Genomic DNA, 21,786 nt, shown 5'->3' on the forward strand with positions numbered 1-21,786 from the left:
TCGACGGTCGGTTGTGCGAGGCTCGGAACGTGAGTTCAACGGGACGCGACCGTGCGTACGGAGCGGCAGGCGGGAACCGGCTGCTCGACCGGGTGCTGGCGGGCACACCTCCCGAGCAGTCCCCGGTACGCCACGTCGAACATCTCGCCGCACGCCCCGCCCGGCACGGCGACTGGCCGGAATGGGCACCGGACCGGCTGGTGGCCGCGCTGCGCGCCCGAGGGACGGAACGTCCCTGGATCCATCAGCTACAAGCGGCGGAACTCGCGCACAGCGGGGAGAACGTCGTGGTCGCCACGGGCACGGCCTCCGGCAAGTCGTTGGCCTACCAGCTTCCGGTGCTGACCCGGTTGGAGCTCGACAGCCGTGCCACCGCGCTGTACATCTCGCCCACCAAGGCACTCGGAACCGACCAGCTGCGTTCGGTCGCGGGACTCGACCTACCGGGGGTACGACCGGCCACCTACGACGGTGACACCCCCGGCACGGAGCGGGACTGGGTACGGGCACACGCCAGATGGGTGTTCAGCAATCCGGACATGCTGCACCACGGGATACTGCCTCGGCACTCGCGCTGGTCTCGATTCTTCCGGAACCTGAGCTACGTCGTGGTCGACGAGTGCCACACCTACCGGGGTGTTTTCGGCTCCCACATCGCGTTGCTGCTGCGCAGGCTGCGCCGTGTGGCGGAGCACTACGGGGCCGCCCCCGTCTTCGTACTCGCCTCGGCCACTGTCGCCGGACCGGCCGAACTGGGCGCCACCCTGACCGGTCGGACCTGTCACGCGGTCACCGAAGACGGTTCCCCGCGCGGCGGGCGCACCATGGTGCTGTGGGAGCCACCGCTGTTGGAAGAGGTCACCGGGGAGAACGGGGCACCGGTTCGACGCTCCGCGGGGGCGGAGACGGCGCGGATCGTGAGCGACCTGGTGATCGAGTCGGCGCGTTGCCTGGCGTTCCTACGCTCCCGCACCGGGGCCGAGCTCGCGGCGCTGGGCGCGCAACGCTCCCTGCGGGAGGTGGCACCGGAGCTGGCGAACAGAGTCGCCGCCTACCGTGGCGGCTACCTGCCGGAACAACGCAGGGAACTGGAACGCGAACTTCATTCGGGCGAGTTACGTGCACTGGCGACCACCAACGCGCTGGAACTCGGGGTGGACATCTCCGGGTTGGACGCGGTGGTCATCGCGGGCTATCCGGGGACACTGGCCTCGCTGTGGCAGCAGGCGGGCCGCGCGGGTCGCGAGGGCGGCGGGGCGCTGGTCGTTTTCGTGGCCAGGGACGACCCGCTGGACACCTACCTCGCCCACAATCCGGGGGCCGTTTTCGACCGCCCGGTGGAGGCCACGGTGCTGGATCCGGGCAATCCCAACCTGCTGGAGCCGCACCTCGCCTGTGCCGCGGCCGAACTACCACTGGACGAGCGGGCGCTGGCGGAGTTCGGTGGTGAGACAGCGCGGGAGAGCATGGCTCGGCTGACCGAGGCCGGAGAACTCCGCGCTCGCCGGAACGGGTGGTACTGGACGGCACGGCAACCGCCACACCGCTCGGTGGAACTGCGCGGCTCCGGTGGGCAGCAGACGGCCGTGGTGGAGAGTGACTCCGGCAGGCTGCTGGGCACGGTTGATCCGGAATCGGCCCACGGCCTCGTGCACCCGGGAGCCGTCTACCTGCACCAGGGCGAATCGTTCGTGGTGGACGAACTGGACCTCGACGAGGGAATCGCGCTGGTCCACGCCGAGGATCCGGAGTGGAACACCTCACCCCGCGAGGAAACCGACATCGCGGTGCTGCGCACCCAGCGGCAGCGGCGAACCTCGAACGGTCTGTCGGTCAACCTCGGCGAGGTGGAGGTCACCTCCAGGGTGACGGGTTATCTGCGCAGGATGCCCAGCGGAGAAGTGCTGGATCAGTTGCCGCTCGACCTCCCCGAACGAACACTGACCACGCGGGCGGTGTGGTACAGCCTCGACGAGGAACTGCTGGTGGGCAGCGCACCGGGGGGCGCCGGGCTGGATCCGGCGCGCATCCCCGGCGCGCTGCACGCTGCCGAGCACGCGGCGATCGGCCTGCTACCGCTGTTCGCGACCTGTGACCGATGGGACATCGGCGGAGTGTCCACCGCGCTGCATCCGAACACCGGGGAGCCGACGGTGTTCGTCCACGACGGACATCCGGGGGGTGCCGGGTTCGCCGATCGCGGTTTCGCCGCGCTGTTCCCGTGGTTGGCCGCCACGCGGGAGGCGATCGTGGCCTGCGACTGCTCGGCCGGCTGCCCGTCCTGCGTCCAGTCACCGAAGTGCGGCAACGGCAACGAACCGCTGGACAAGGCGGGGGCAGTGGCGGTACTGGACGTGCTGTTGGCCGAACGGACAGATGTCGCACCGGCCTGACCTCCAGCACCGCCGGATTCTGTTTCGGAACCGCTGAGGCCGGGAGTGGGTGTCGGAAGTTGCCGCCTCCGGTTCACCCGGCCCACCGGGACGCCGAGTTCCGGGACAGCCCGTAACGAACCGGTCGATCCGAGAATTCGTCAGCCCGTGGCGGTGAGTACCCGATCACCGTGGAGCCGGTGCAGCCCGGTGAGCAGCGCGTCCTGGACGTGTGCCGGTTCGGGGAGCCGCCAGCCGCAGAGCTGCGGCTTGACCCGCCAGTGCAGCACCCCGTTCGGGAAGGTGGAGGGCGGCAACGGCAACCAACTGTCCGCCGCGTGCAGTCGCACGCCGTCCGCCTCGGCCAATTCCTCGGACAACCGCTGACCGGCTTCGGTGAAGAAGTACCACCGGCCGTGCGGAGTGGCGGCGATCGGTGTGGGGGTTGCCAGCGCGCGCAGCGCGATCGCGGCCCGACGCCCGAGCTCCGCGTCCACCTCGATCGCCTCGATTCCGTCCCCCGTGGCCAACAGCACGCTGTAGGGGTGCGTGGCCCACCAGCCCGCGACGTCGCCGGCGTCGGCGCGGAGCAGGTCCCGCCAGTCGCGGTGCACCGGAAGCGGCCCGTGCCCGGTCTCGTCGGTCGGGCTCTCGCCGCCGACCCACCCGGCGGCCGAGGGGTAGCTCCCCGGAAACACCGGCCAGCCGTGCGAAGCCAGTTCGAGAACCTGCACCCGCAGCTCGATCCGGAAGGCATTGCGCCAACCTTCCGTCGCCAAATCCATTTCGTCACGCCTCCTTGTTCCGCGCTGGTACCTCCAAATAACGGCAAGCGAAGGCGTTTCGTACACCCCCGCGTCGACGACCGGTCACCACAAGGCGACGAGCGTGATCCGGATAACAGAGCGACCGAACTCGAAGCGGCAACGAGCGCGCCCACCGCTACCGCTCCTCGTGTGACGAGCGGTCTTCCGCGAAGGCGGCGGTTTCCCGACGGACTGGACGGAGGAGGCTTCGGATCAGTCCCGCCGCTCGTCGACCGGTCCGGCCAATGCCCGCCCGGTCACGCGCCCGATTCCCGGTAGTGCCGCCGGGAGCTCCAGTTCGGTCCGAACCCGCGCCCGCCTGCCGTGTAGCAGGCACTCGTTCAGCGTGACGTTCATCCGCCGTGCCACCTCCTCCGCGTGGGAACAGGCGTCGTGCCGTCCCTCGTGGCTGTGCGCGGCCGCCGCCAGGGCTGCCAGGTCGGCCGCGCCACGAGCCCGATGTCCGGCGATGATCGCCGCGCCGAACTGGACCCCGATCCAACACGCCGCGAGTACCGCCAGGGTCAGCACGGCGGCCGGAACCGTGGCGCTGCCCCTGTCCTCCGAGTCACTGCCCCTGTCACCCGAGTCACCGCCGGACCGAGCGCGTCCCGCCGAACTCATCGCGGAGTTCCCGCCCCTGCCACGCCGGGTTCGAGCGCCGCGTGCGCACGAGCGCGCAGCCGGATCGGAAGGACCTCCCCGAGCGGCCGGACGCCGACGGTGACCGTCACGTATCCGTTCGCGACGGTGGTGTGCTGCCGCGCGTTCTCCGGAGCCACGCGTTCCACGGCTCGCTCCGCACGGGCAACGTCCCCGCGGGCACGCAGCCTGGCAGCCTCGACAGCGGCATCGGTGCAGCGGAGCTGGAGGAAAACGGCCGTGATCGCCCCCAGCACCAGCAGGAAAACGGCCACCACCGAACAGATTCCCAGTGCTGCTTCCACGGTCACGCTTCCGGTGTCGGAAGCGGAATCGGGTTCGGCGTCGCGGACGGACACCGCACCACCCGAGCCGGCGCCGGTCAACGCGACTGTCCCGACAGCGCCTGCCGTAGCAGCGAGGTCAGCGCTTCGGTGACGAAATCACTGGTCACCAGCATGTACAGCACCGAGGCGAAAGCCGCCGCGGTCAAAGTGCCGATCGCGTACTCAGCCGTGCTCATACCGGACTCCCCGCGCAGCACGAGCCGGAGACACCGGAGGAATCCGTCCGGGATCTTCCGAAACGGTGCCGCGTGGGGATGCCGGTACGCCCGTCGAATTGGTGTCATGCTCTCGCTCCGTTTCGTCGAACATCGGTGTTTTCCGGTAACCAAGGGTTTTCCGGTAATCAGGTGTTTTCCGGTAGTCGGGGTTCGATTCCGCCGGGTGCTCGATCCGCGCGGACCGAACGTCGCATTCGTGCGGGTTCCGTCGCGGGCTCCGAACTCGTCCTGCCGCCGGGTGAGACGCCCGCTCACCAGTGGACCCGCTCACCAGTGGACCCGCTCACCAGTGGACCCGCTCACCAGTGGACCTGGAGCCGTTGGACCATCCCCAGCACGATCGGCAGCACACCGAGGCAGAAGAACGAGGGCAGAAAGCACAGCCCCAGCGGTGCCGTCACCCGGACCGCCGCTCGCTCCGCATCAGCCATCGCCTTTTCCCGTGCGGCTGCCCGTTGCCGGGCGGCGATCTGCTCGGCGACTCGCGCGAGACCGCTGCCGCTGCCCGCGCTGCGCCGGGCCGCCCTGGCGAGTTCGGCGGTATCCGATCGCGCCATGGCGGCTTCCCAGGCGGTATCCGGATCGGCCCCGAGCGCCAGCGTTCGGGAAACCTCGCGAAGTCCGTCGGCGGCGGGGGTGTCGAACTCGGTTGCCATCTCGTGCAACAGGGCTGTCGGCGGCAACCCCGCCCGCAGTCCGGCGGCCAACAGTTCACACCCCGCCGCCACTCGGGTCGGCGGAGTCGAGCTCGGCTTCCGTCCACGAGCGAGCGCGAGGCGGTATCCCCGAGCCGCCACCGCGCCCGCGCCGAGTGCCACGGGCACGGCCACCGAAGGACCGGGCGAACCCAGCAGCACGACGAGTGCACCGATCCCGACCGCCGAGCCGAGTGCGACCGGGGGGAGCACCTGCCGCGACGCCGAGGTACGCGGCACACGGCCGACTTTCGCGCGTGCGGCACCCGGCGCGTGGGACGCGCCCCGCCAACCGGCCGCCCGGTGCGAGGGCAGCACGCCACGCAGCCTCCGGGCGGCGGGCCCGTTGCCCAGCAGCAACAGAGCCGCGCTCAACATCGCCAGTACCGGCGGGTCGAGCAGCGCCAGCACTGGCGGATCGAGCGTCGACAATGTCGGGCTCACTGCCGCCCTCCCCTGCCGGTCAGTCGCTGCACCCACAGCACGCCGCCACACAGCAAACCGGTCCCCGACAGCAGCAGCACGTGTCCGAGCGGGTCGGTCGTGAGTACGACCAGGGCGTCGGCTCCGCTCGCCTGCCCGAGCCCGAGTCCGAGCGCGGGTAGGGCGATCAACACCGCGGCGGTGGCACGTGCCCCGGCCAGCTTGGCTTCGACGTCCCGCTCGGCCCGGAGACGGTGTTCCAGATCCGTTCGCGCGGTTTCGAGCAACCGCGCCAGCGGAATGCCGTATCGCTCGGCGAGTCGCCAGCGACGCGCTATCCGGGCGGCGTCCCAATGCACCTCGGCGGGCAGCGAGCCGCTTCCGAACTCCTGGTCGGGAAAACCTCCCAGGCGCACCGAGTTCGCGAGTTCGGCGAAGAACCCGCTCACCTCGGGTGTGCTGTCAACAGCGGACCCCTCCGCGGCGGTCCTCTCGGCGGCGGCCCTCTCGGCGGCGGCGCACGGATGCGTTCCCACCTCCAGTTCACCCACCAGTACCCGCAGTCCCGTTACCAGCGCTTCCAACACCCGCAGCCGGTGTGCCGCATGCACACGCCACCTGCGGTGTCGCTCACCGAGCGAGGCCAGCAGTACGAGGACGAGGGTCACCACGAGGTCCACCGACGCCACGAGCAGCACCACGCCGCCGAGGCCGAGAACGGGCACGAGCGGGCGAGGCCACGAACGGGAAGCGGAACCGACCGAACCACGCAGCAGCGCCAGTCTGTTCGCGGCCACTCGATCGGGCCAACCGAGCAGCAACGCCGCCGAAGCGAGCACCACGGACATCGGGACCGCCGGTGTGTCCTGGGTTTGGGGCGGGGTCAGCATTCGACCCGCTCCGCTCCCGCCGCCAGCAGGTCCAGCAGTTGTCGACGTCCCGGTCCCCAACCGGACTCGATTTCCCACGCCGGCCGCACCCGGGTTTCCGAACCGGCCCGGTGCAGCACGCCTATCCCCGCGAGATGCCTGCCACGACGGGCGGTACGACGCATGTGCAGCACCACCCTGATCGCGGCGACGAGTTGGCTGTGCAGCGCTCGCCGCCCCATGCCGCCGTGTGCCGCGAGAGCCTCCAGTCGTGCCGGAACCTCCGCGGGCGAGTTGGCGTGGACCGTTCCGGCGCCACCCTCGTGACCGGTGTTGAGACAGTCGAGCAGCTCCCGGATCTCGGCACCGCGCGCTTCTCCCACCACGATTCGGTCCGGTCGCATGCGCAGTGCCTGCCGCACCAGTTCGTTCATCCGTATCTGCCCGCTGCCCTCGATGTTGGGCGGCCGTGCCACCAGCCGGACCACGTGAGGGTGCATCGGGTCGAGTTCCCGCGCCTCCTCCACACACACGATGCGCTCGGTGGCGGGTACCTCTCCCAGCAGCGCGCCGAGCAGTGTCGTCTTCCCGGAGCCGGTACTTCCCGTGACCAGAAAGGCCTGGCGTGCGGCTACTGTCGAGCGAAGCAACGACCAGGTGTCGGAGTCGAACGTCGAGAGTCGCCACAGACTCGCCAGGTCGTGTACAGCCGGTCGCAGAATTCGCAGCGAAACGCACGTCCCGTCCGCGGCCACCGGAGCGAGTACCGCGTGCAACCGCACCGTGGTGCCCGCCGTGCTCTCGGGCAGCCACCCGTCCACCCAGGGTTGGGCATCGTCTAGTCTGCGGCCCGCTGCCAGGGCCAGTCGCTGGGCGAGCCTGCGCACCTCTTCCTCGCTCGCGAAGCTCACCCCGGCACGTTCCAGGCCGGAACCTCGGTCCAACCACACCTCCTCGGGACCACTCACCAGAACGTCGGTGACATCGGAACGCCGCAGTAACGACTCCAGCGGTCCGGCACCCAGGAAATCCCGGTGGAGCCTGCGGATGGTGCGGAGGACCTCGCCGTCACCGAGCGGAGCTCCGGCCTCCTCCCGCACGGCGACGGCTATGGCGTGTGCGGTGAGTTCGCCCCCCTCGGAGACCAGACGTGCCCGCACCCGGTTCACGAGATTCTCGTCCACGCGCTCGGAGCAGGGCGTGTGCGAGTCCGTGGTGGAGCCTCGCTCGGTGGACAGCGGCATCGTTCCCACCTCAGTTCCGTTCGGCGGCCGGGAAAGCCCCCGTACCGCGTTCTCCTCCGCACCGATCACACTGCTCCGATCCGGCACCGGCGCCAATCCCGAACCTCGCTTCCTGGGGAAAAACTGGTCCGTTGTGGACAAGCGGACGCCGAACAGCCGGCGACGCGGCACCGACCGGTGTGGGAGTCACCGCCGACGAATCAGTGACGACGGGGCCGCGAAGCCCGAGTCACATGGCACCGTTAGGCCATTCGTGTTAGGACTCTTCACGGCACACGGCGAGGGCGAGCAACGAACTCCCGAAAACCCCGGGTCCAGGCGGTCGGCGAACGGGCACGTGTCCGGGAGGGAATGACGAGCGCTCGGTTCGGGTAACCGGCAACGGAGCCGGTGGCGAGGAATCCGGCCGCGGGCTGCGACAACCGAAGCCGGACTTCCGGGGCCCATGCCCTACCGACGAGGGCCACGCGGGTCGGCGAAGCTCACACGAAAGGGGTGGGAGTCAAGTTGAACGAGCAGGGGTGGGAGACATCGGGCAACGACATCGCCGCGCTACTGACCCGTTACGGCGAGCTCGCCGCGACATTGGAGGAAACCGAGGATCCGCGGTTCGCCGCGACTCTCCGGCTCCGGCTGGCGGAACTGGACGACAGGATCGACGCGCTCTCGTCCCGGCTCCATCAGCCCGAGCACTGAAACATCGTTCCACGCCCCCGAATCGACCGCGTAGCACCGCGCTGGGGCCGGACCTGCCGCTGGGAGGCCCGCACCCCACCACCCGCCCGAAGAAGCTCGCTCAGGGATGCACTCCCAACATCGCCGCCGCGGTCTGCGCGGGCAAGGAAGGCTCCGATTCGTAGGTGTCCTCGTAGGTTTCCACCGCAGGCCTGCCACGCGGCTGTGGCGGCACCGGAGCGTCCGTCTCACGCATCCGCGCGTTGGCGAGTACACGTTGGATCTCGCGTTCGGTCACTTCGTGTGCCCGCGCACTCGCGGCGCTGACTTCCTCGGCCGACAGCATTCCCCTGGCAGCCGTATCGGCGAGCTCGGAACTGAACGCGGAGTGACGAGCCAGCACTCTGGCGATCTGGTCCACCATTTCGGAATCCACGGTTCCGGTAGCCGTACGAACAACACTCTCGGCGATCGTGACGTCCATGGGTCGCGGGCTGGAGCTGGAAGACTCGGACACCGCGAACCTCCTCCCGACAACTGTCCGAAATAGTCGTGGTCCCGGAAGGGATCCACGAGCATGTGGCCACGGAACACGGCACCCCTCGTCGCATTCGCGACCTTCGCGCAAGAACTCTTCGGCGAGTTTACCGGTATTACCCCGAACTTTGCCGGATCAAATTCGACATCAACCGAAAAGAATCTTCCTCGAAGATCGACAAGCCCCACACTCGAGGCCCCGGCTCCCGAAAACCCCCACTCGAACCCGATGCCGTACCGATTCCTTCCATCGTGCGAACCGTCGCGAACGAAGCTAAGATGTCCGCGGCGAGACCACGAGACACGGATCCACCTGGGGGATATCGAGGAAGAGCAGGGAAAACACCGTGACCGAACACGGGGGACACTGCCGAGCACCGGTGCGTGCTCACTCCGATACGGGGCGGTGAGCACGCTTCACCGGAAACGCCGAGCACCGGATCGTGGCGAGGATCCCTCGCGGGGAGAACCGGAGATCCGGCGGCGTGCCGGAACGGTGGAGTCGGGAACGCGGAGTGCCGGGAGCACCACGAAATCGGCGACGTCACCGCTGTGCGGCGGTCCCGGCACCACACTTGTGTCGAATTTCGACATCGGGAGCTCACACGGTGTTCCGCGGCCGGGTATCCCGAATCGAAACCGAAAAGAAGCACGATTTTGATCGCACGCTTCAATGATCTCTCCGCGTACGCGCGAAGCCGGAGCACCGAAAAGCCGTACACGAAACGTAAAAAGGGGTTCGGTGGGTAGAGCTATCGACTCAAATGATCCTCCCCGCCGGCGCCACCGCGAACCGGCCGCAGCGGGGAACGGCCGTGCCGAGCGAAGGCCTCCCACCGGCCAGCCGACCGCGAAGCTTCGCCGGTGATCTCGTCCAGCAGGGTGAGCAGTTTCCTGCCCGCACGAACCGGTGGCCGGCGCTCACCGAGGCGAACGGCACACAATCCGAACCGATCGACGAGCGCGGCGAGCCCACGGTCCGTTCGCATCGCGGTGAGTACTTCCAGTCCCAGGGCCCGGCGAATGTCCACCAGGCGCAATCCTCCGGGAGACGGGCCCCGCACGACCGCCCGCAGCTGTCCGGGTACGGCGTCCCGGACGGCATCGAGCACTCCACCCGCCGCCACGCACGCACGTATCTCGGCCGGAACCACCAGCACCGTGAGATCGGCGCGACGCAGCACAGCCAGGGTGGACTCGTTCTGCACGCGGGGCAGATCGCACACCACGGTCTGACCGGCCCTGCGGGCGGCGTCGAGCACGGCGCACACCGACTCGGGGGTCATGCCGCGCGACACGTCCTCCCGGGAACAGCTCAGAGTGGCGATCTCACCGGAACCGAGCCGTCGGGAGGGCAGGGCCTCCCGCAACGCCGCCGCGGTGAACCTCCCGGCGCCCAGCGACAGTTCCGACCACCGCACCCCGGAAGTGTGTTCCTCCCCCAGCAGCAGATCCAGGCCTCCGCCCATTGGGTCGCAGTCGAGCAACGTGCAGCGCTCGCCCGCGCGGGCGGCGAGCACCCCGGTGACAGCGGCCAGCACCGAGGCCCCCGCTCCACCGCAGCCGCCGAGCACCGCCACCAGACTTCCCTCCCGGGGCGGGACGTCCTCGGTGAGTTCGGTGAGCAGCCCCACCAGACGCTGCTCCTCGGAAACCAGTTCGACGGCGTGTTGCGCCCCGCTCCGGAAGGCGGCTCGCCAGAAATCCGGCTCCGCCCGCGCGGTAACCAGGATCAGCCCCGGGCGCCGTGGGAGTCCCACTGCCGAACACTCCTCGAGCGCCCTGGGGTCCAGCAGCACCACGGGAGCCTCGTGCCAGGATCCGCCCACCTCTCGTGCCGTGGCGACACGGCGCGGCTCACAGCCCGCGGCCGCGGCCACTCCGGCCAGTTCCTCGGCGAGCCCCGGATCGTCGGTGACGATCAGCGGTTCTCCCGACGTCGCACGCCCCCGCGCCGCGTGTCCCGCCGCCGCATCCCCCGGCTTCGCCCGTTCCCGTTTCGCCTGTCCCCGCTTCGTCCATCCGCGCTTCGTGTCTTCCGGCATTCCACTGGCACCCCCGACAGCGGCGGGGTCCGACGGCACGACGAGTTCCTCGGTGCCAACCACGACCGCCGCGTTCACCTTGCCCACTTCTTTGTCCGGTCCACCGTGTGACCGGGTGGGCCCGGGGCGCCAGCACGAGATCGAGGAGCTGTGGACGATCCGGGGCCTCGTGGACGAAACGGACGCCCCACGGAACCGGAGAAGAGGGGCGGCCCTCGCCAGGGGGGAGGGACGAGGGCCGCCAGTGGTTCAGCCCCGGGGGGTCGGGCTGAACTGTCCGGCGCACCGGACCTCCTCCACTGTATCGCTCATCCTCGAACGGACGCGTTGCGTCCATTAGGAGGAATGTGCCGGGCCGAAAACCTGCATTTGGATTAATCGAACCGTTCACATGCAGCTGCATCTGCACGCTGCGTACTCGAAGCCGAGATCAGCTTCACCCGAAAGAGCTAACTGAGACGGCTCACTCGCACCCGGCACAACGGTGGCCGTCCGGACCGGTGAACCAGCTCGGAACGGCCCGTGACCGGATGGAACGCTTCCCACCGCGACGACTCCTATGCTGGCGGTGTGACCCAGCATGCTCCCGAGAACCGCGAACGACGCGGGGCGGCGTTCTTCGATCTGGACAGAACGATCATCGCCCGATCGAGCACGCTCGCGTTCAGCAAGCCGTTCTTCCGGGAAGGGCTGATCAACCGCCGGGCGGTCCTGAAGAGCACCTATGCCCAGTTCATGTTCATGCTCGCGGGCGCGGACAGCGACCAGATGGAACGAATGCGGCAGCACCTGACCTCGCTGTGCGCCGGTTGGGACGTCGAACAGATCGACGCGATCGTCGACGAGACACTGCACGACATCGTGGATCCGCTGGTCTACCGGGAAGCCACCCAGCTCATCTCCGAACACCGCGCCGAGGACGACGCCGTGGTGGTGCTCTCGGCCTCCGGTGAGGAGGTGGTGGCCCCCGTGGCCCGCCTGCTCGGTGTCACGAACTGGGCGAGCAGCCGGATGCGGATCGAGGACGGGCGCTACACCGGCGAGCTGGAGTTCTACTGCACCGGCACGGAGAAGGCACGCGCGGCGGCCGAGATCGCCGAGCGGGAGGGTTACCGGCTGTCGGAGTGCCACGCCTATTCGGACTCGCTCACCGATCTGCCGCTGTTGGAACTGGTGGGCCACCCGACCGTGGTCAACCCGGACCGGGGCCTCCGCAAGGAGGCAGCCCAGCGCGGCTGGCCCGCGCTGGTGTTCGAACACCCGGTGTCGTTGCGGGCACGGTTCCCCACCCCGTCCGCGACCACCGTCACCACGACCCTCGTGGTGTTGGGGGCCATCGCCGCCGGAGTCGCCTACGGACTGTGGTGGCAGCGACGGCACGCGAACCGGTGAAGTCGGTGGCCGCTCCCCCGTGCTCCGAAGCGCCGCCGTGGCCACGGGCAGGAGGTACCCGCCTCACGATGCGTCCCCTTTCCTGCCCACCCGGCCCGAGCCCGTGAGACGATCTCGCTCCGGGACTTGCGAGAGCGCGCCGCGCGGTCTAAAAAGGAAGTACGGAACCCTGGTTGGCCAGGGACGTTGCGGAGGAGAAGCAGCGTCTCCCCGACAGGGCTCCGGGCGCGATGGCGGGAACCCACGCGCAGCCGCTGAATAAAGGCAAAGTCGTTCTCAGGGTTGCGTACCGGGACGCCGGGCGCCGAGCCCGCAGGATACGACAACTAGAACACGCTTGGTAACCCGCAGGTTCGCGCCGGGAGAGTGGCGCTCGTCAGTCCGACTGGCGGGCGCCGCCATCATGTCGGGGCCGGGCCCCACCGCGACCAGGCCCCACCTCGACCAAACCCCGCCGCGGTCGACCCCTGCCCGGGTGGAACCACTCACACGAAAAGTCACCAGCGCGGCGCGTAGCGTTGACCGCGTCATACACCGTGGGTAACTTACACAGCCGACCGGGTATCCGGTGGGACACTCACGGCTCTCCCATGCGTTCGGTTCTCCACCGCGTTCCAGAACCAACGACGGCCGCCACCGGCGAATCCAAGTTCCGTGGAACGGGAGCTTTCTCGTGGCAGCGACATTCGGCAGGCGGCAGCTCGGTACTGCCGCGCTGGGAGCGGCGACGCTGGGCACCTTGGCTGCCGCCGACGCCAGGAACGGACGGAACCGCCCGGACACGTTCGACGCGGCAGGAGCCGACCGGCCACCGCCGCCGGGGACCACCGAGTGGGCCCGCCGCACGATGCGGAACATGTCGTTACCGCAGAAGGTGGGACAGCTCTTCGTGACGGTGGTGTACGGGGCCACGGCCGACACCGACCACCCCACCAACCGCACGGAGTACGGCGTGGGGTCCCCCGCCGAGGTGGTACGGCGATTCCGGCTCGGCGGCGTCATCCACTTCTCCTGGACCGACAGTCTGCGGGAGCCACGGCAGATCGCCGAACTCTCGAACGGGTTGCAGCGTGCCGCGCTGGATTCGGGGGCCGGGGTTCCACTGACCATCGCCACCGACCAAGAGCAGGGTGCCATCACTCGGATAGGTGAACCCGCGACAGTGCTGCCCGGAAGTATGGCGCTGGGCGCGGTCCGGGAAACGGGCGCGGCGGGGCGGGCGGCACGCATTACCGGCCGAGAATTGCGCGCCATGGGCATCACCCAGAACTTCGCGCCGGTCGGTGATGTCAACGTCAATCCGGAGAACCCGGTCATCGGAGTGCGTTCGTTCGCCTCCTCACCGGAGCTGGCCGCGGAACTGACCCGTTCCCAGATACGCGGCTACCAGCGCTCGGGAGCGGCGCGAAACACCGTCTCGGCCACCGTCAAACACTTCCCCGGGCACGGCGACACCAGCGTGGACAGTCACACCGACCTTCCCGTCATCGACCACAGCGAGCGGCAGTGGCGACGGCTGGACGCCCCACCGTTCCGCGCCGCCGTCGACGAAGGCACCGACGCGGTGATGACGGGGCACCTGAAATTCCCCGAACTCGACCCCTCCGGGGAACCGGCGACGCTTTCACACCGGATTCTCACGGGCCTGCTGCGCGAGGAACTCGGTTTCCAGGGGGTGGTGGTCACCGACTCGCTGCGAATGGAGGGAGTGCACAAGCTGCATCCCGCCGAGGACGTTCCCGTGCTGGCACTGGAGGCGGGAGCCGATCAGCTGTTGATGCCGGGCGACCTGTCCGCGGCGATCGGGGCGGTGACCGGCGCCGTGCGTTCGGGCAGGCTGTCCGAACGGGACATAGACCGCCGCGTACTGCGGATCCTGAGCATGAAGGACCGCCGCGGGACGGTCTCGACTCCCCTGGTGGACCCCGCGGCGGTGGAGCGGACGGTCGGTACCGTCCGACACCGGCGGCAGGCGCTGCGTGTCACCGACGGCTCCGTGACGGCGCTGCGCGACGACACCGGCCTGCTGCCGCTGCGGACAGCGGTGGGAAGCGTGTTCGTCACTGGATGGGGCGAAACGACCACCGCCGCACTGGCCGCCGAGGTCCGACGACAACACCGAATGACGGAAACGCTGCACACCGGCGAATCCCCGGACGAGCGACTGGTCGGCGAGGCGGTCGCCCGCGCCGAACGACACGACGTGACGATCGTGCTGACCAACGGTGCCTGGCGAGAGTCCGGCAGTGCACAACGCGAACTGCTCCGCTCGTTGAGCCGGGCGGGCGGCCGCGTGATCGCCGTGGCGGTACGCGACCCCTACGACGCGGCCTGCGTCGACGACATCGGCACCTGGCTGGCCACCTACTCCTACCGGCAGGTGTCGATGCGATCCCTGGCAAGGGTGCTGTTCGGTGTGGTGTCCCCCTCGGGCAAGTTGCCGGTTCCGATCCCCGATCCGGACCGCCCCGACACACCGCGTTATCCGTTCGGCCACGGAATCACCTGGTGAGGTAGCGAGTTGGGTGAACTGGACCGCAGGAGGTTCCTGCTCTCCTCCGCCGTGACGGCTCCGATGCTCGGACTCACCGGAGCATCGGCCGCCGGTGCCGAGCGGGAACCCGAACACGACTCCGAACGAGGAGCCGGCCACCAACCGGTACGTACCGGGGCGGACGAGCTCGCCGCGGCGGGGTGGGGCCGTCTCCGCGGCCCCAGGCTCGGTGTGATCGCCAATCCGACATCAGTGGTCACCCGGCCGCGAGCGGGGCTGCCACACATCGTCGACGAGATGCACTCCGCCGAGGGCGTCGAGGTGGTGGCCGTTTTCGGCCCGGAGCACGGTTTCCGGGGCACCGCGCAGGCCGGCGGTTCGGAAGGCGACTACACCGACCCCCGAACCGGGATACCGGTCTACGACACCTACGGAGCGGACGCGGCGAAACTCGCCGGGATGCTGCGGCAGGCCTCGGTCGACCGGCTGGTGTTCGACATCGCCGACGTCGGAACGCGTTTCTACACCTACATCTGGACGATGTACACCGCGATGCGAGCGGCAGTGCGGGTCGGAGTGCCACTGACCGTGCTGGACCGGCCGAACCCGCTGGGCGGTCACGCGGCCGGGCCGGTGCTCGATCCCGAGTTCGCCTCCGGGGTGGGTGAGCTGCCGATCGCACAGCAACACGGCATGACCGTCGGCGAACTGGCACGCATGTTCGACGCCGAATTCCTGCCCGAGCGGGAGAACGAACGACTCCCCGGTCTGGACGTGGTCGAGATGTCCGGCTGGTCCAGGAAACACTCGTTCACCGAAACCGGGTTGCCCTGGATACCGCCGAGCCCGAACATGCCAACACCGGACACCGCCCTGGCCTATCCCGGAACCGGGATGTTCGAGGGCACGGTGTTCTCGGAGGGCAGAGGAACCACCAGACCCTTCGAGATCATCGGCGCGCCCGAAGTGGACCGGCGCTGGGCGGAACGGCTCAACTCGGAGGGTACGGCCGGGGCCTACTTCCGGGAGGCGCACTTCGTGCCGACTTTCTCCAAGCACCGAGGAAAGACCTGTGGCGGGGTGCAGCTCTACCGCACCGGGGACGCGGAGTTCGACGCGATCGGCACCGCGGTGCGGATGCTCGTGCAGGCCCGACGACTGTACCCGGAGGTGTTCGGGTGGCGCTCGGACCACTGGATCGACAATCTCACCGGGTCAGCCCGCCTGCGCGAAATGATCGACGCGGGCGCGGACTCGCCCGACGTCATCGGGGCCTGGGAGGAAGAACTGGCCGGTTTCCGACGGCGACGCCGCCCCTACCTGCTCTACCGGTGAACCGCGGAACCCCGGGGCCCGGACGGCGGAGCGGGATATGGGCAAAGCAGCAAGCCTCGGACAGGGCACGACACACCACCGACCGAACACCACGGGAACCGAGTCGATGAAGTTCCAGCGCCGTGAGGTGAGGATGCGCAACCCGCTGCTGGTGACGGCACTGCTGTCGATGCTGACCGTGACGACCTGCGCTTCCGCCCCCGTCCCCGGGGTGCGGTCGAGCGGCCGGTTCGACCTGCCGCACGAGGGGTTCTCCGCCACTGACACACGCCTACGCGACGCCACCCCTCGTGGGGCCGGTTTGGCGCCCGCACCGATCCGGGAGGCCACCGCGCGACTGGCCGACTGGAGCGAGTCCACTCCGGAGCGGGAGAAACCGATGTACGCGGGCGCGGTGAGCCTGCTGGCCCACGACGGCATGGTGGTCAGCCACGAGGCGGTGGGCTACGAACTGCGCTACGCCGACGGCGCGGGCACCGAACTCCCCGCGGGGCGGCAGGAGAGAACCGCCCCGGACACGATCTTCGATCTCGCCTCGATGACCAAGCTGTTCACCTCCATAGCGGTGTTGCAGCAGGTCGAGTCCGGGCGGGTCGAGCTGACCGAACCGGTCGCGCGGTACCTGCCCGAGTTCGGCAACCACGGCAAGTCGGGGATCACGGTACGCCAGCTGCTGACGCACACCTCCGGGTTGCAGTCGGTGGTGAAACTGTGGGAGCTGCCGGAGCGGCAACGGATGCCGCACGTGATGAACCTCGAACCGGTCGCCGAACCGGGCAGCACCTACAACTACTCCGACCCGAACATGATCGTGCTCGGCGAGCTACTCGAACGGGTGACCGGACGGCGGTTGGACAGCGTGGTCGCCCGGGGAATCACCGAACCACTGGGCATGACCGACACGGGCTACCTGCCGCCGCGTTCGAAACTGCACCGGATCGCGGCCACGGAGTTCCAGAGCGATCCGCCACGCGGCATGGTGCGCGGCCGGGTGCACGACGAGAACGCCTGGTCGCTGGGAGGAACGGCGGGCCACGCGGGGATTTTCGGCACGGCGGAGGACCTGGCCGTGCTCGGGCAGGCGATCCTCAACGGCGGAAGCTACGACGGCGAGCGCATCCTGCGCGAGCGCAGCGTGGAGTTGATGCTGACCGACTACAACACCGAGTTCCCCGAGCACTCGCACGGCCTCGGTTTCGAACTGGAACAGCGCTGGTACATGGCGGGGCTGACCGGCCCTCGCAGCGCGGGGCACACAGGGTACACGGGAACGTCGATGGTGCTCGACCCGCGGTCGCGTTCGATGGCGATCCTGTTGAGCAACCGCGTCCACCCCTCGCGGGAGTGGGGGTCGAACAACCCGGCGCGGGTGGCGCTGGCGCAGGGCCTGGCCCGATCCATGGCCGTGGAGCCGCGGCACGGTCCGACCGCCTGGTTCACCGGTGGTGGCTCCTCGGACGGGGAAGCCACGCTGACCACCGATTCCGTGGCGGCCGAGGGCCGCCTGCGGGTGTCGTTCGATGCGTTCGTGGACACTCAGCGGGACACCGACGGGGCCGACCGGTTGCTGGTGGAGTACAGCGAGGACGGCGGGGCCTCCTGGAACCCGGTGCGGCTGCACACCAGAGGGCCGGGATCCCCGAGGCGCCCCGTGACCGAACTGACCGGTTCCGGGCACCGCGCCTGGTGGCGGGTGCGCGGCACCGTTCCGGAAAACCGCTCCGGGAAAACACTGCTGCGCTGGCGCTTCGCGCCGGACGAACGGTACGTGGGCAGAGGGGTCTATCTGGACGGCATCAGGCTTTCGACCGGGGGCAGGACGGTGCTCGACGGCGAGGCCGAGGCAGGCAGGCTGCGCGGCGCGGGGTTCCTGGTGGCGCAACGCTGAGTCCGGAGCACGCGGATCGTGCGGTCGCGGGGCTCGCCGGGGAAACGGCCGAATCCTTCGAACGGGGGCGAACACGGAGCTTTTCGGTACGGGCACCCGGCGTGATTTCGCGATAGCGTGCCCGATGTCGACCGTGTTCACCCGGCAGGAGGGAAGACGCCTTGTCCGTGATTCCGGAGGATCTCGAGGACATCCTGAACAAGCGCTCGTTCGCGCACATCGCCACGATCGGACCGAAGGGGGAACCGCAGTCCAGTCCGGTGTGGATCGACTGGGACGGGCAGTACCTCAAGTTCAGCCAGACCACCGCGCGCCAGAAGTACCGGAACCTGCAGCGGGAGCCACGACTGGCGATCTCCGCACTCGATCCGGAACAGCCCTACCGGTACCTCGAGGTCCGCGGCAGGGTGGCTCGGGTGGAGGACGACCCGGATCGGGCGTTCATCAACCGGCTGGCCAAGAAATACATGGACGCCGACGAGTATCCCTACGACCAGCCGGGCGACCACCGGGTGATCGTCTACGTGGAGCCGCAGCACACCACCCGGATGTGAGAGCTGCTCGAACGCGAGAGCCGGTCGAGCCCGGAGCGGGCGCACGCCGGTGAAACCGGCTCCCCCCGCGGCGGCGGAGCCACCTACGATTCGCGCATGGTGGACCCCGGAACGGACTTCGACGAGGTCGTCGCGCACGAACTGGAACTGCTCGACCCCCGCGTGCGCGACGATCCGGAAGCCGTGCGCGCGCTGTTGCACCCGGACTTCACCGAGTTCGGCGCCTCCGGAGCGGTGTGGGACCGGGACACGATCACCGCGGCCACGGCCTCCGACAGTTCGGAGCGGATCACGACCACGGAACTTCGGCCGGTGCGGATCGACTCCGCCACGATCCTGCTCACCTACACGGCACACCGGAGCGACGTGAAGACGTTTCGCAGTTCGGTGTGGCTCCGGCAGGACGAGGACTGGCGCCTGCGACACCACCAAGGGACGCCGTGCCCACCGGAGGCCGCCGAGTGAGTCCCGAGCGGGCCGTGGCGTGGCGCCCCGGCAACCGGCCCGGGCCGTGCGGCGACGCCTCGGAAAACCTCACCGTCCCGTAGCCGCCATTTCCGGTAATCATCCCGAAAAGGGGGCGGAAACCCGCTCCGGTGGCATAGCCTGATGGTGGTGGACGGGGTTTCCGCCCACCGCTCCGTTTGACCGAGCAACAGTGATGTTAGTAACTTTCCCACATGGCCACTCCCGACGAATCCGGCATCGAATCCGGTGAGCACAGTCCGCTCGTCCGGATTCGTTCACTGCTGCCCGGCCTGGCGCGCGCCGAGCAGCGAGTGGCCCGCATAGTGCTGGCCGACCCCTACTCGATCGCGCACCGCAGCATCACCGACGTGGCCGAGGCAGCCGAGACGAGCGAGACCACCGTCACCCGGTTCTGCAAGGCCGTGGGAGTCAGTGGGTATCCCGAGCTCCGCATCGCGCTCGCCGCCGACACGGCGCGCACAACCAGCCGGGACCGTGATCTGGGCAGCGAGATCTCCGAAACGGACGACCTCGGCCAGATCGTCGACAAAATCGGGTACGCGGACGCGCGTGCCGTGGAGGAGACCACGGAACAGCTCGACGTCACCGCGCTTCGTTCGCTGGTGGACGCGGTGGCACGGGCACGCCGGATCGACGTGTACGGGGTCGGGGCGAGCGGGTTCGTGGCGCTGGACCTGCAACAGAAGCTGCACCGGATCGGCCTGACCTGCTTCGCCTGGCCGGACACGCACAACGCGCTGACCTCGGCGGCCATCCTGGAACCCGGCGACGTGGCCCTCGGTGTGTCGCACACCGGTGCCACCGCCGAAACCGTGGAGGTGCTGCGCGAAGCGGGCACACACGGTGCCACCACGGCCGCGATCACGAACTTCGAACGTTCCCCCGTGACCGAGATCGCCGACCTGGTACTGACCACGGCCGCCCGCGAAACCACCTACCGGTCCGGCGCCATGGCCAGCAGGATCGCCCAGCTGACCGTGATCGACTGCCTGTTCGTGGGGGTGGCGCAGCGCCACATCGACGACGCCAAGACAGCGCTGCAGGCGACTTCCCAGGCCGTCGGCAACCACCGGCTGCGAGTGCGTCCCGACAAGCGCAGACACCGGGAGGACAACCCTTGAGCCGGAACGGTGCACCCCGGAACTCCCGAACCGAGTGGTCCGCCGATCCCGGGAACCACCCCACGCCCGCGGAGTCGCCGACCGAACGGAGCAACCCGCGCACCCCGGACATCGACCTGCTCAACACGCTCGACCTGCTGCAACGGCTCAACACGGAGGACCGCTCGGTTCCGGAGGCCGTCGGACGGGCGCTGCCCGAGTTGGCACATGCCGTGGACCTGGCGGTGAAGGCGCTGGCATCCGGCGGCAGGGTGCACTACGTCGGTGCCGGGACCTCCGGGCGGCTGGCCGTGCTGGACGCCGCCGAACTCGTCCCGACGTTCAACATGCCGGAGGGCTGGTTCGTGGCTCACCTCGCCGGTGGCGAACCCGCGCTGCGCGAGGCGGTGGAGAACGCCGAGGACGACGCCGCCGCCGGGGCGAGCACGATCGAACGGGAGACCACCGCGAACGACTTCGTGCTCGGGCTGGCCGCCTCGGGGAACACGCCCTACGTGCTCGGTGCGCTGGAAGCGGCGCGCACGCTCGGCGCCGGAACCGGCCTGGTCTCGTCCAACCCGCACGGACGGGCCACGGCGGCGGTGGACACGGCGATCACCGTGGACACCGGACCGGAACCGATCACCGGTTCCACCCGGATGAAGGCGGGCACGGCCCAGAAGCTGGTGCTGACCTCGTTCTCCACCGCGGTGATGATTCGATTGGGACGCACCTACTCCAACCTGATGGTCAGCATGGTGGCCACCAACGCCAAGTTGCGGGCCCGCACCGTACGGATCCTGTGCGAGGCCACCGGGGCACCGGCGGAAACCTGCGAGCCCGCCCTGCACCGAGCGGGCGGCGACCTCAAGACCGCCCTGGTCCATCTGCTGGGCGAGGTGGATGTCGAAAGCGCCTCGGACGCGCTGCGCGAGGCCGACGGGCACGTCCGGGACGCGCTGCGCGCGTTGCGCTCCTGAGACCACGGCTCGGGACGGGAGCGGCTCTCCGAGTCGCTCACACCTCCTCGGGAAGCTCCGCCGAGCGGGCAACCCGATGAATCGGCCGGAAAACCTCGATCACTCGTGCACCGGGAGTTCGTAGACCCGCCGCACACTGGTGCCGAGTTCTCCGATGTCGGCGCCGTAGACGTGCAGCGAGATCGCCGTCCCGGTGCCGCAGTTGCGGACGCGGTGAATGTCCCCGGGGGGAGCGAATCCACAGCTCTCCCCCACGTGGTTGGTGACCAGCTCCGTCGGAACCAGACAGGCGCCCTGTTCGGATTCGCGTACCTGATAGTGCTGTTCGCTCTCGGCACCCTGGTAGACGCCGGTGACGCACCACGCCACGTGATCGTGTACCGGGGTCTGCTGCCCGGGCAGCCAGACCAGCGCCACCACGGAGAAACTCGCGTCCGGTTCCACGTGCAGCACGTGCTGCAGATAGCGCTCCGGATCACCGCGTCGCTGCTCCTCGGTGAGCAGTCCGGGAACATCGAGGAACGGCCGCAGCGCCTCCTTGACCAGGTCGGCGGTGTGTGCCTGGTTCACTCCGGCGCGCACGCGGTCACGGATCACGTCAGTCAGCTCGGTCAGCCGAGGATTCGCCCGCTCGCTCCGCATGGTGGTCATGTCGAAACCATGCACAGCGAAACGCTCCCC

General features: G+C 69.1%; 20 protein-coding genes. 10 read left to right on the forward strand and 10 right to left on the reverse strand.

From position 1 onward, the window contains the following. Window positions 1-29: 29 nt before the first annotated feature. Window positions 30-2,393, forward strand: coding sequence for a DEAD/DEAH box helicase (locus ACOQFL_RS22435; RefSeq protein ID WP_435546189.1), 2,364 nt, complete (start codon window positions 30-32; stop codon window positions 2,391-2,393). 140 nt (window positions 2,394-2,533) lie between these two features. Here the strand turns inward: ACOQFL_RS22435 and ACOQFL_RS22440 are convergent, their stop codons facing one another. The 7 genes from ACOQFL_RS22440 to ACOQFL_RS22470 all read right to left on the reverse strand — a co-directional run bounded on the left by ACOQFL_RS22440 (window position 2,534) and on the right by ACOQFL_RS22470 (window position 7,616). Beyond that, window positions 2,534-3,157: a bifunctional DNA primase/polymerase gene (locus tag ACOQFL_RS22440; RefSeq protein WP_435546190.1), complete on the reverse strand. Its 624-nt coding sequence runs from the start codon at window positions 3,155-3,157 to the stop codon at window positions 2,534-2,536. A 234-nt stretch (window positions 3,158-3,391) separates the two neighbouring features. Continuing rightward, window positions 3,392-3,802 carry an Rv3654c family TadE-like protein gene (locus tag ACOQFL_RS22445; RefSeq protein ID WP_435546191.1) on the reverse strand — a complete coding sequence of 137 codons (411 nt, stop codon included), beginning with the start codon at window positions 3,800-3,802 and terminating at the stop codon, window positions 3,392-3,394. Beyond that, on the reverse strand, window positions 3,799-4,179 hold the full coding sequence (locus ACOQFL_RS22450; protein ID WP_435546192.1) for a TadE family type IV pilus minor pilin: 381 nt from the start codon (window positions 4,177-4,179) through the stop codon (window positions 3,799-3,801). The genes ACOQFL_RS22445 and ACOQFL_RS22450 overlap by 4 nt, the downstream gene beginning before the upstream one ends. 23 nt (window positions 4,180-4,202) lie before the next feature. After that, on the reverse strand, window positions 4,203-4,451 hold the full coding sequence (locus ACOQFL_RS22455; protein WP_435546193.1) for a DUF4244 domain-containing protein: 249 nt from the start codon (window positions 4,449-4,451) through the stop codon (window positions 4,203-4,205). Window positions 4,452-4,684: 233 nt separating this feature from the next. After that, window positions 4,685-5,524 carry a type II secretion system F family protein gene (locus ACOQFL_RS22460; protein ID WP_435546194.1) on the reverse strand — a complete coding sequence of 280 codons (840 nt, stop codon included), beginning with the start codon at window positions 5,522-5,524 and terminating at the stop codon, window positions 4,685-4,687. After that, on the reverse strand, window positions 5,521-6,393 hold the full coding sequence (locus tag ACOQFL_RS22465; protein ID WP_435546195.1) for a type II secretion system F family protein: 873 nt from the start codon (window positions 6,391-6,393) through the stop codon (window positions 5,521-5,523). The genes ACOQFL_RS22460 and ACOQFL_RS22465 overlap by 4 nt, the downstream gene beginning before the upstream one ends. Then, entirely contained in the window at window positions 6,387-7,616 is a 1,230-nt protein-coding gene (locus ACOQFL_RS22470; protein WP_435546196.1) for a TadA family conjugal transfer-associated ATPase, read from the reverse strand. Before ACOQFL_RS22470 ends, ACOQFL_RS22465 begins: the two co-directional genes overlap by 7 nt. Window positions 7,617-8,123: 507 nt before the next feature. Here ACOQFL_RS22470 and ACOQFL_RS22475 point away from each other — a divergent pair. Next, window positions 8,124-8,312 carry a hypothetical protein gene (locus tag ACOQFL_RS22475; protein ID WP_435546197.1) on the forward strand — a complete coding sequence of 63 codons (189 nt, stop codon included), beginning with the start codon at window positions 8,124-8,126 and terminating at the stop codon, window positions 8,310-8,312. Between the two features lie 100 nt (window positions 8,313-8,412). On the opposite strand, the gene ACOQFL_RS22480 is transcribed toward ACOQFL_RS22475, so the two are convergent. Both ACOQFL_RS22480 and ssd read right to left on the reverse strand, forming a co-directional pair. Next, the gene (locus ACOQFL_RS22480) at window positions 8,413-8,808 is read right to left on the reverse strand and encodes a hypothetical protein (protein ID WP_435546198.1); all 396 of its coding nucleotides are present in this window, start codon (window positions 8,806-8,808) and stop codon (window positions 8,413-8,415) included. Between the two features lie 772 nt (window positions 8,809-9,580). Further along, window positions 9,581-10,936 carry a septum site-determining protein Ssd gene (ssd, locus tag ACOQFL_RS22485; RefSeq protein ID WP_435546199.1) on the reverse strand — a complete coding sequence of 452 codons (1,356 nt, stop codon included), beginning with the start codon at window positions 10,934-10,936 and terminating at the stop codon, window positions 9,581-9,583. A 507-nt stretch (window positions 10,937-11,443) separates the two neighbouring features. Here ssd and ACOQFL_RS22490 point away from each other — a divergent pair. From ACOQFL_RS22490 to murQ, 8 genes are all read left to right on the forward strand, one after another. Continuing rightward, entirely contained in the window at window positions 11,444-12,265 is an 822-nt protein-coding gene (locus ACOQFL_RS22490; RefSeq protein WP_435546200.1) for an HAD-IB family hydrolase, read from the forward strand. A 673-nt stretch (window positions 12,266-12,938) separates the two neighbouring features. After that, complete coding sequence (locus ACOQFL_RS22495; RefSeq protein ID WP_435546201.1) at window positions 12,939-14,777, forward strand: glycoside hydrolase family 3 protein; 1,839 nt, start codon at window positions 12,939-12,941, stop codon at window positions 14,775-14,777. A gap of 63 nt (window positions 14,778-14,840) precedes the next feature. Continuing rightward, window positions 14,841-16,094, forward strand: coding sequence for an exo-beta-N-acetylmuramidase NamZ family protein (locus ACOQFL_RS22500; RefSeq protein ID WP_435546225.1), 1,254 nt, complete (start codon window positions 14,841-14,843; stop codon window positions 16,092-16,094). A 133-nt stretch (window positions 16,095-16,227) separates the two neighbouring features. Then, window positions 16,228-17,982 carry a serine hydrolase domain-containing protein gene (locus ACOQFL_RS22505; RefSeq protein WP_435546226.1) on the forward strand — a complete coding sequence of 585 codons (1,755 nt, stop codon included), beginning with the start codon at window positions 16,228-16,230 and terminating at the stop codon, window positions 17,980-17,982. 161 nt (window positions 17,983-18,143) lie between these two features. Next, the gene (locus ACOQFL_RS22510) at window positions 18,144-18,536 is read left to right on the forward strand and encodes a PPOX class F420-dependent oxidoreductase (RefSeq protein WP_435546202.1); all 393 of its coding nucleotides are present in this window, start codon (window positions 18,144-18,146) and stop codon (window positions 18,534-18,536) included. A gap of 96 nt (window positions 18,537-18,632) precedes the next feature. Further along, window positions 18,633-19,001, forward strand: coding sequence for a nuclear transport factor 2 family protein (locus ACOQFL_RS22515; protein ID WP_435546203.1), 369 nt, complete (start codon window positions 18,633-18,635; stop codon window positions 18,999-19,001). 215 nt (window positions 19,002-19,216) lie between these two features. Beyond that, the gene (locus tag ACOQFL_RS22520) at window positions 19,217-20,146 is read left to right on the forward strand and encodes a MurR/RpiR family transcriptional regulator (protein WP_435546204.1); all 930 of its coding nucleotides are present in this window, start codon (window positions 19,217-19,219) and stop codon (window positions 20,144-20,146) included. Beyond that, window positions 20,143-21,105, forward strand: coding sequence for an N-acetylmuramic acid 6-phosphate etherase (gene murQ / locus ACOQFL_RS22525; protein WP_435546205.1), 963 nt, complete (start codon window positions 20,143-20,145; stop codon window positions 21,103-21,105). Before ACOQFL_RS22520 ends, murQ begins: the two co-directional genes overlap by 4 nt. Window positions 21,106-21,204: 99 nt before the next feature. Here murQ and ACOQFL_RS22530 read toward each other — a convergent pair whose 3' ends face one another. Continuing rightward, window positions 21,205-21,756, reverse strand: a complete 552-nt coding sequence (locus ACOQFL_RS22530) for a cysteine dioxygenase family protein (RefSeq protein ID WP_435546206.1) — start codon at window positions 21,754-21,756, stop codon at window positions 21,205-21,207. Between the last annotated feature and the right edge of the window lie 30 nt (window positions 21,757-21,786).

Source organism: Actinopolyspora sabaoui (genome assembly GCF_051225635.1).
Lineage (GTDB): Bacteria > Actinomycetota > Actinomycetes > Mycobacteriales > Pseudonocardiaceae > Actinopolyspora.

Coding starts and splice junctions, on each gene's coding strand:
- ACOQFL_RS22440 (WP_435546190.1), bottom strand. CDS start 3,157: ATGGATTTGGCGACGGAAGGTTGGCGCAATGCCTTCCGGATCGAGCTG.
- ACOQFL_RS22445 (WP_435546191.1), bottom strand. CDS start 3,802: ATGAGTTCGGCGGGACGCGCTCGGTCCGGCGGTGACTCGGGTGACAGG.
- ACOQFL_RS22455 (WP_435546193.1), bottom strand. CDS start 4,451: ATGACACCAATTCGACGGGCGTACCGGCATCCCCACGCGGCACCGTTT.
- ACOQFL_RS22465 (WP_435546195.1), bottom strand. CDS start 6,393: ATGCTGACCCCGCCCCAAACCCAGGACACACCGGCGGTCCCGATGTCC.
- ACOQFL_RS22470 (WP_435546196.1), bottom strand. CDS start 7,616: ATGCCGCTGTCCACCGAGCGAGGCTCCACCACGGACTCGCACACGCCC.
- ACOQFL_RS22500 (WP_435546225.1), top strand. CDS start 14,841: ATGCTCGGACTCACCGGAGCATCGGCCGCCGGTGCCGAGCGGGAACCC.
- ACOQFL_RS22505 (WP_435546226.1), top strand. CDS start 16,228: ATGCGCAACCCGCTGCTGGTGACGGCACTGCTGTCGATGCTGACCGTG.
- ACOQFL_RS22515 (WP_435546203.1), top strand. CDS start 18,633: ATGGTGGACCCCGGAACGGACTTCGACGAGGTCGTCGCGCACGAACTG.
- ACOQFL_RS22520 (WP_435546204.1), top strand. CDS start 19,217: ATGGCCACTCCCGACGAATCCGGCATCGAATCCGGTGAGCACAGTCCG.
- ACOQFL_RS22530 (WP_435546206.1), bottom strand. CDS start 21,756: ATGACCACCATGCGGAGCGAGCGGGCGAATCCTCGGCTGACCGAGCTG.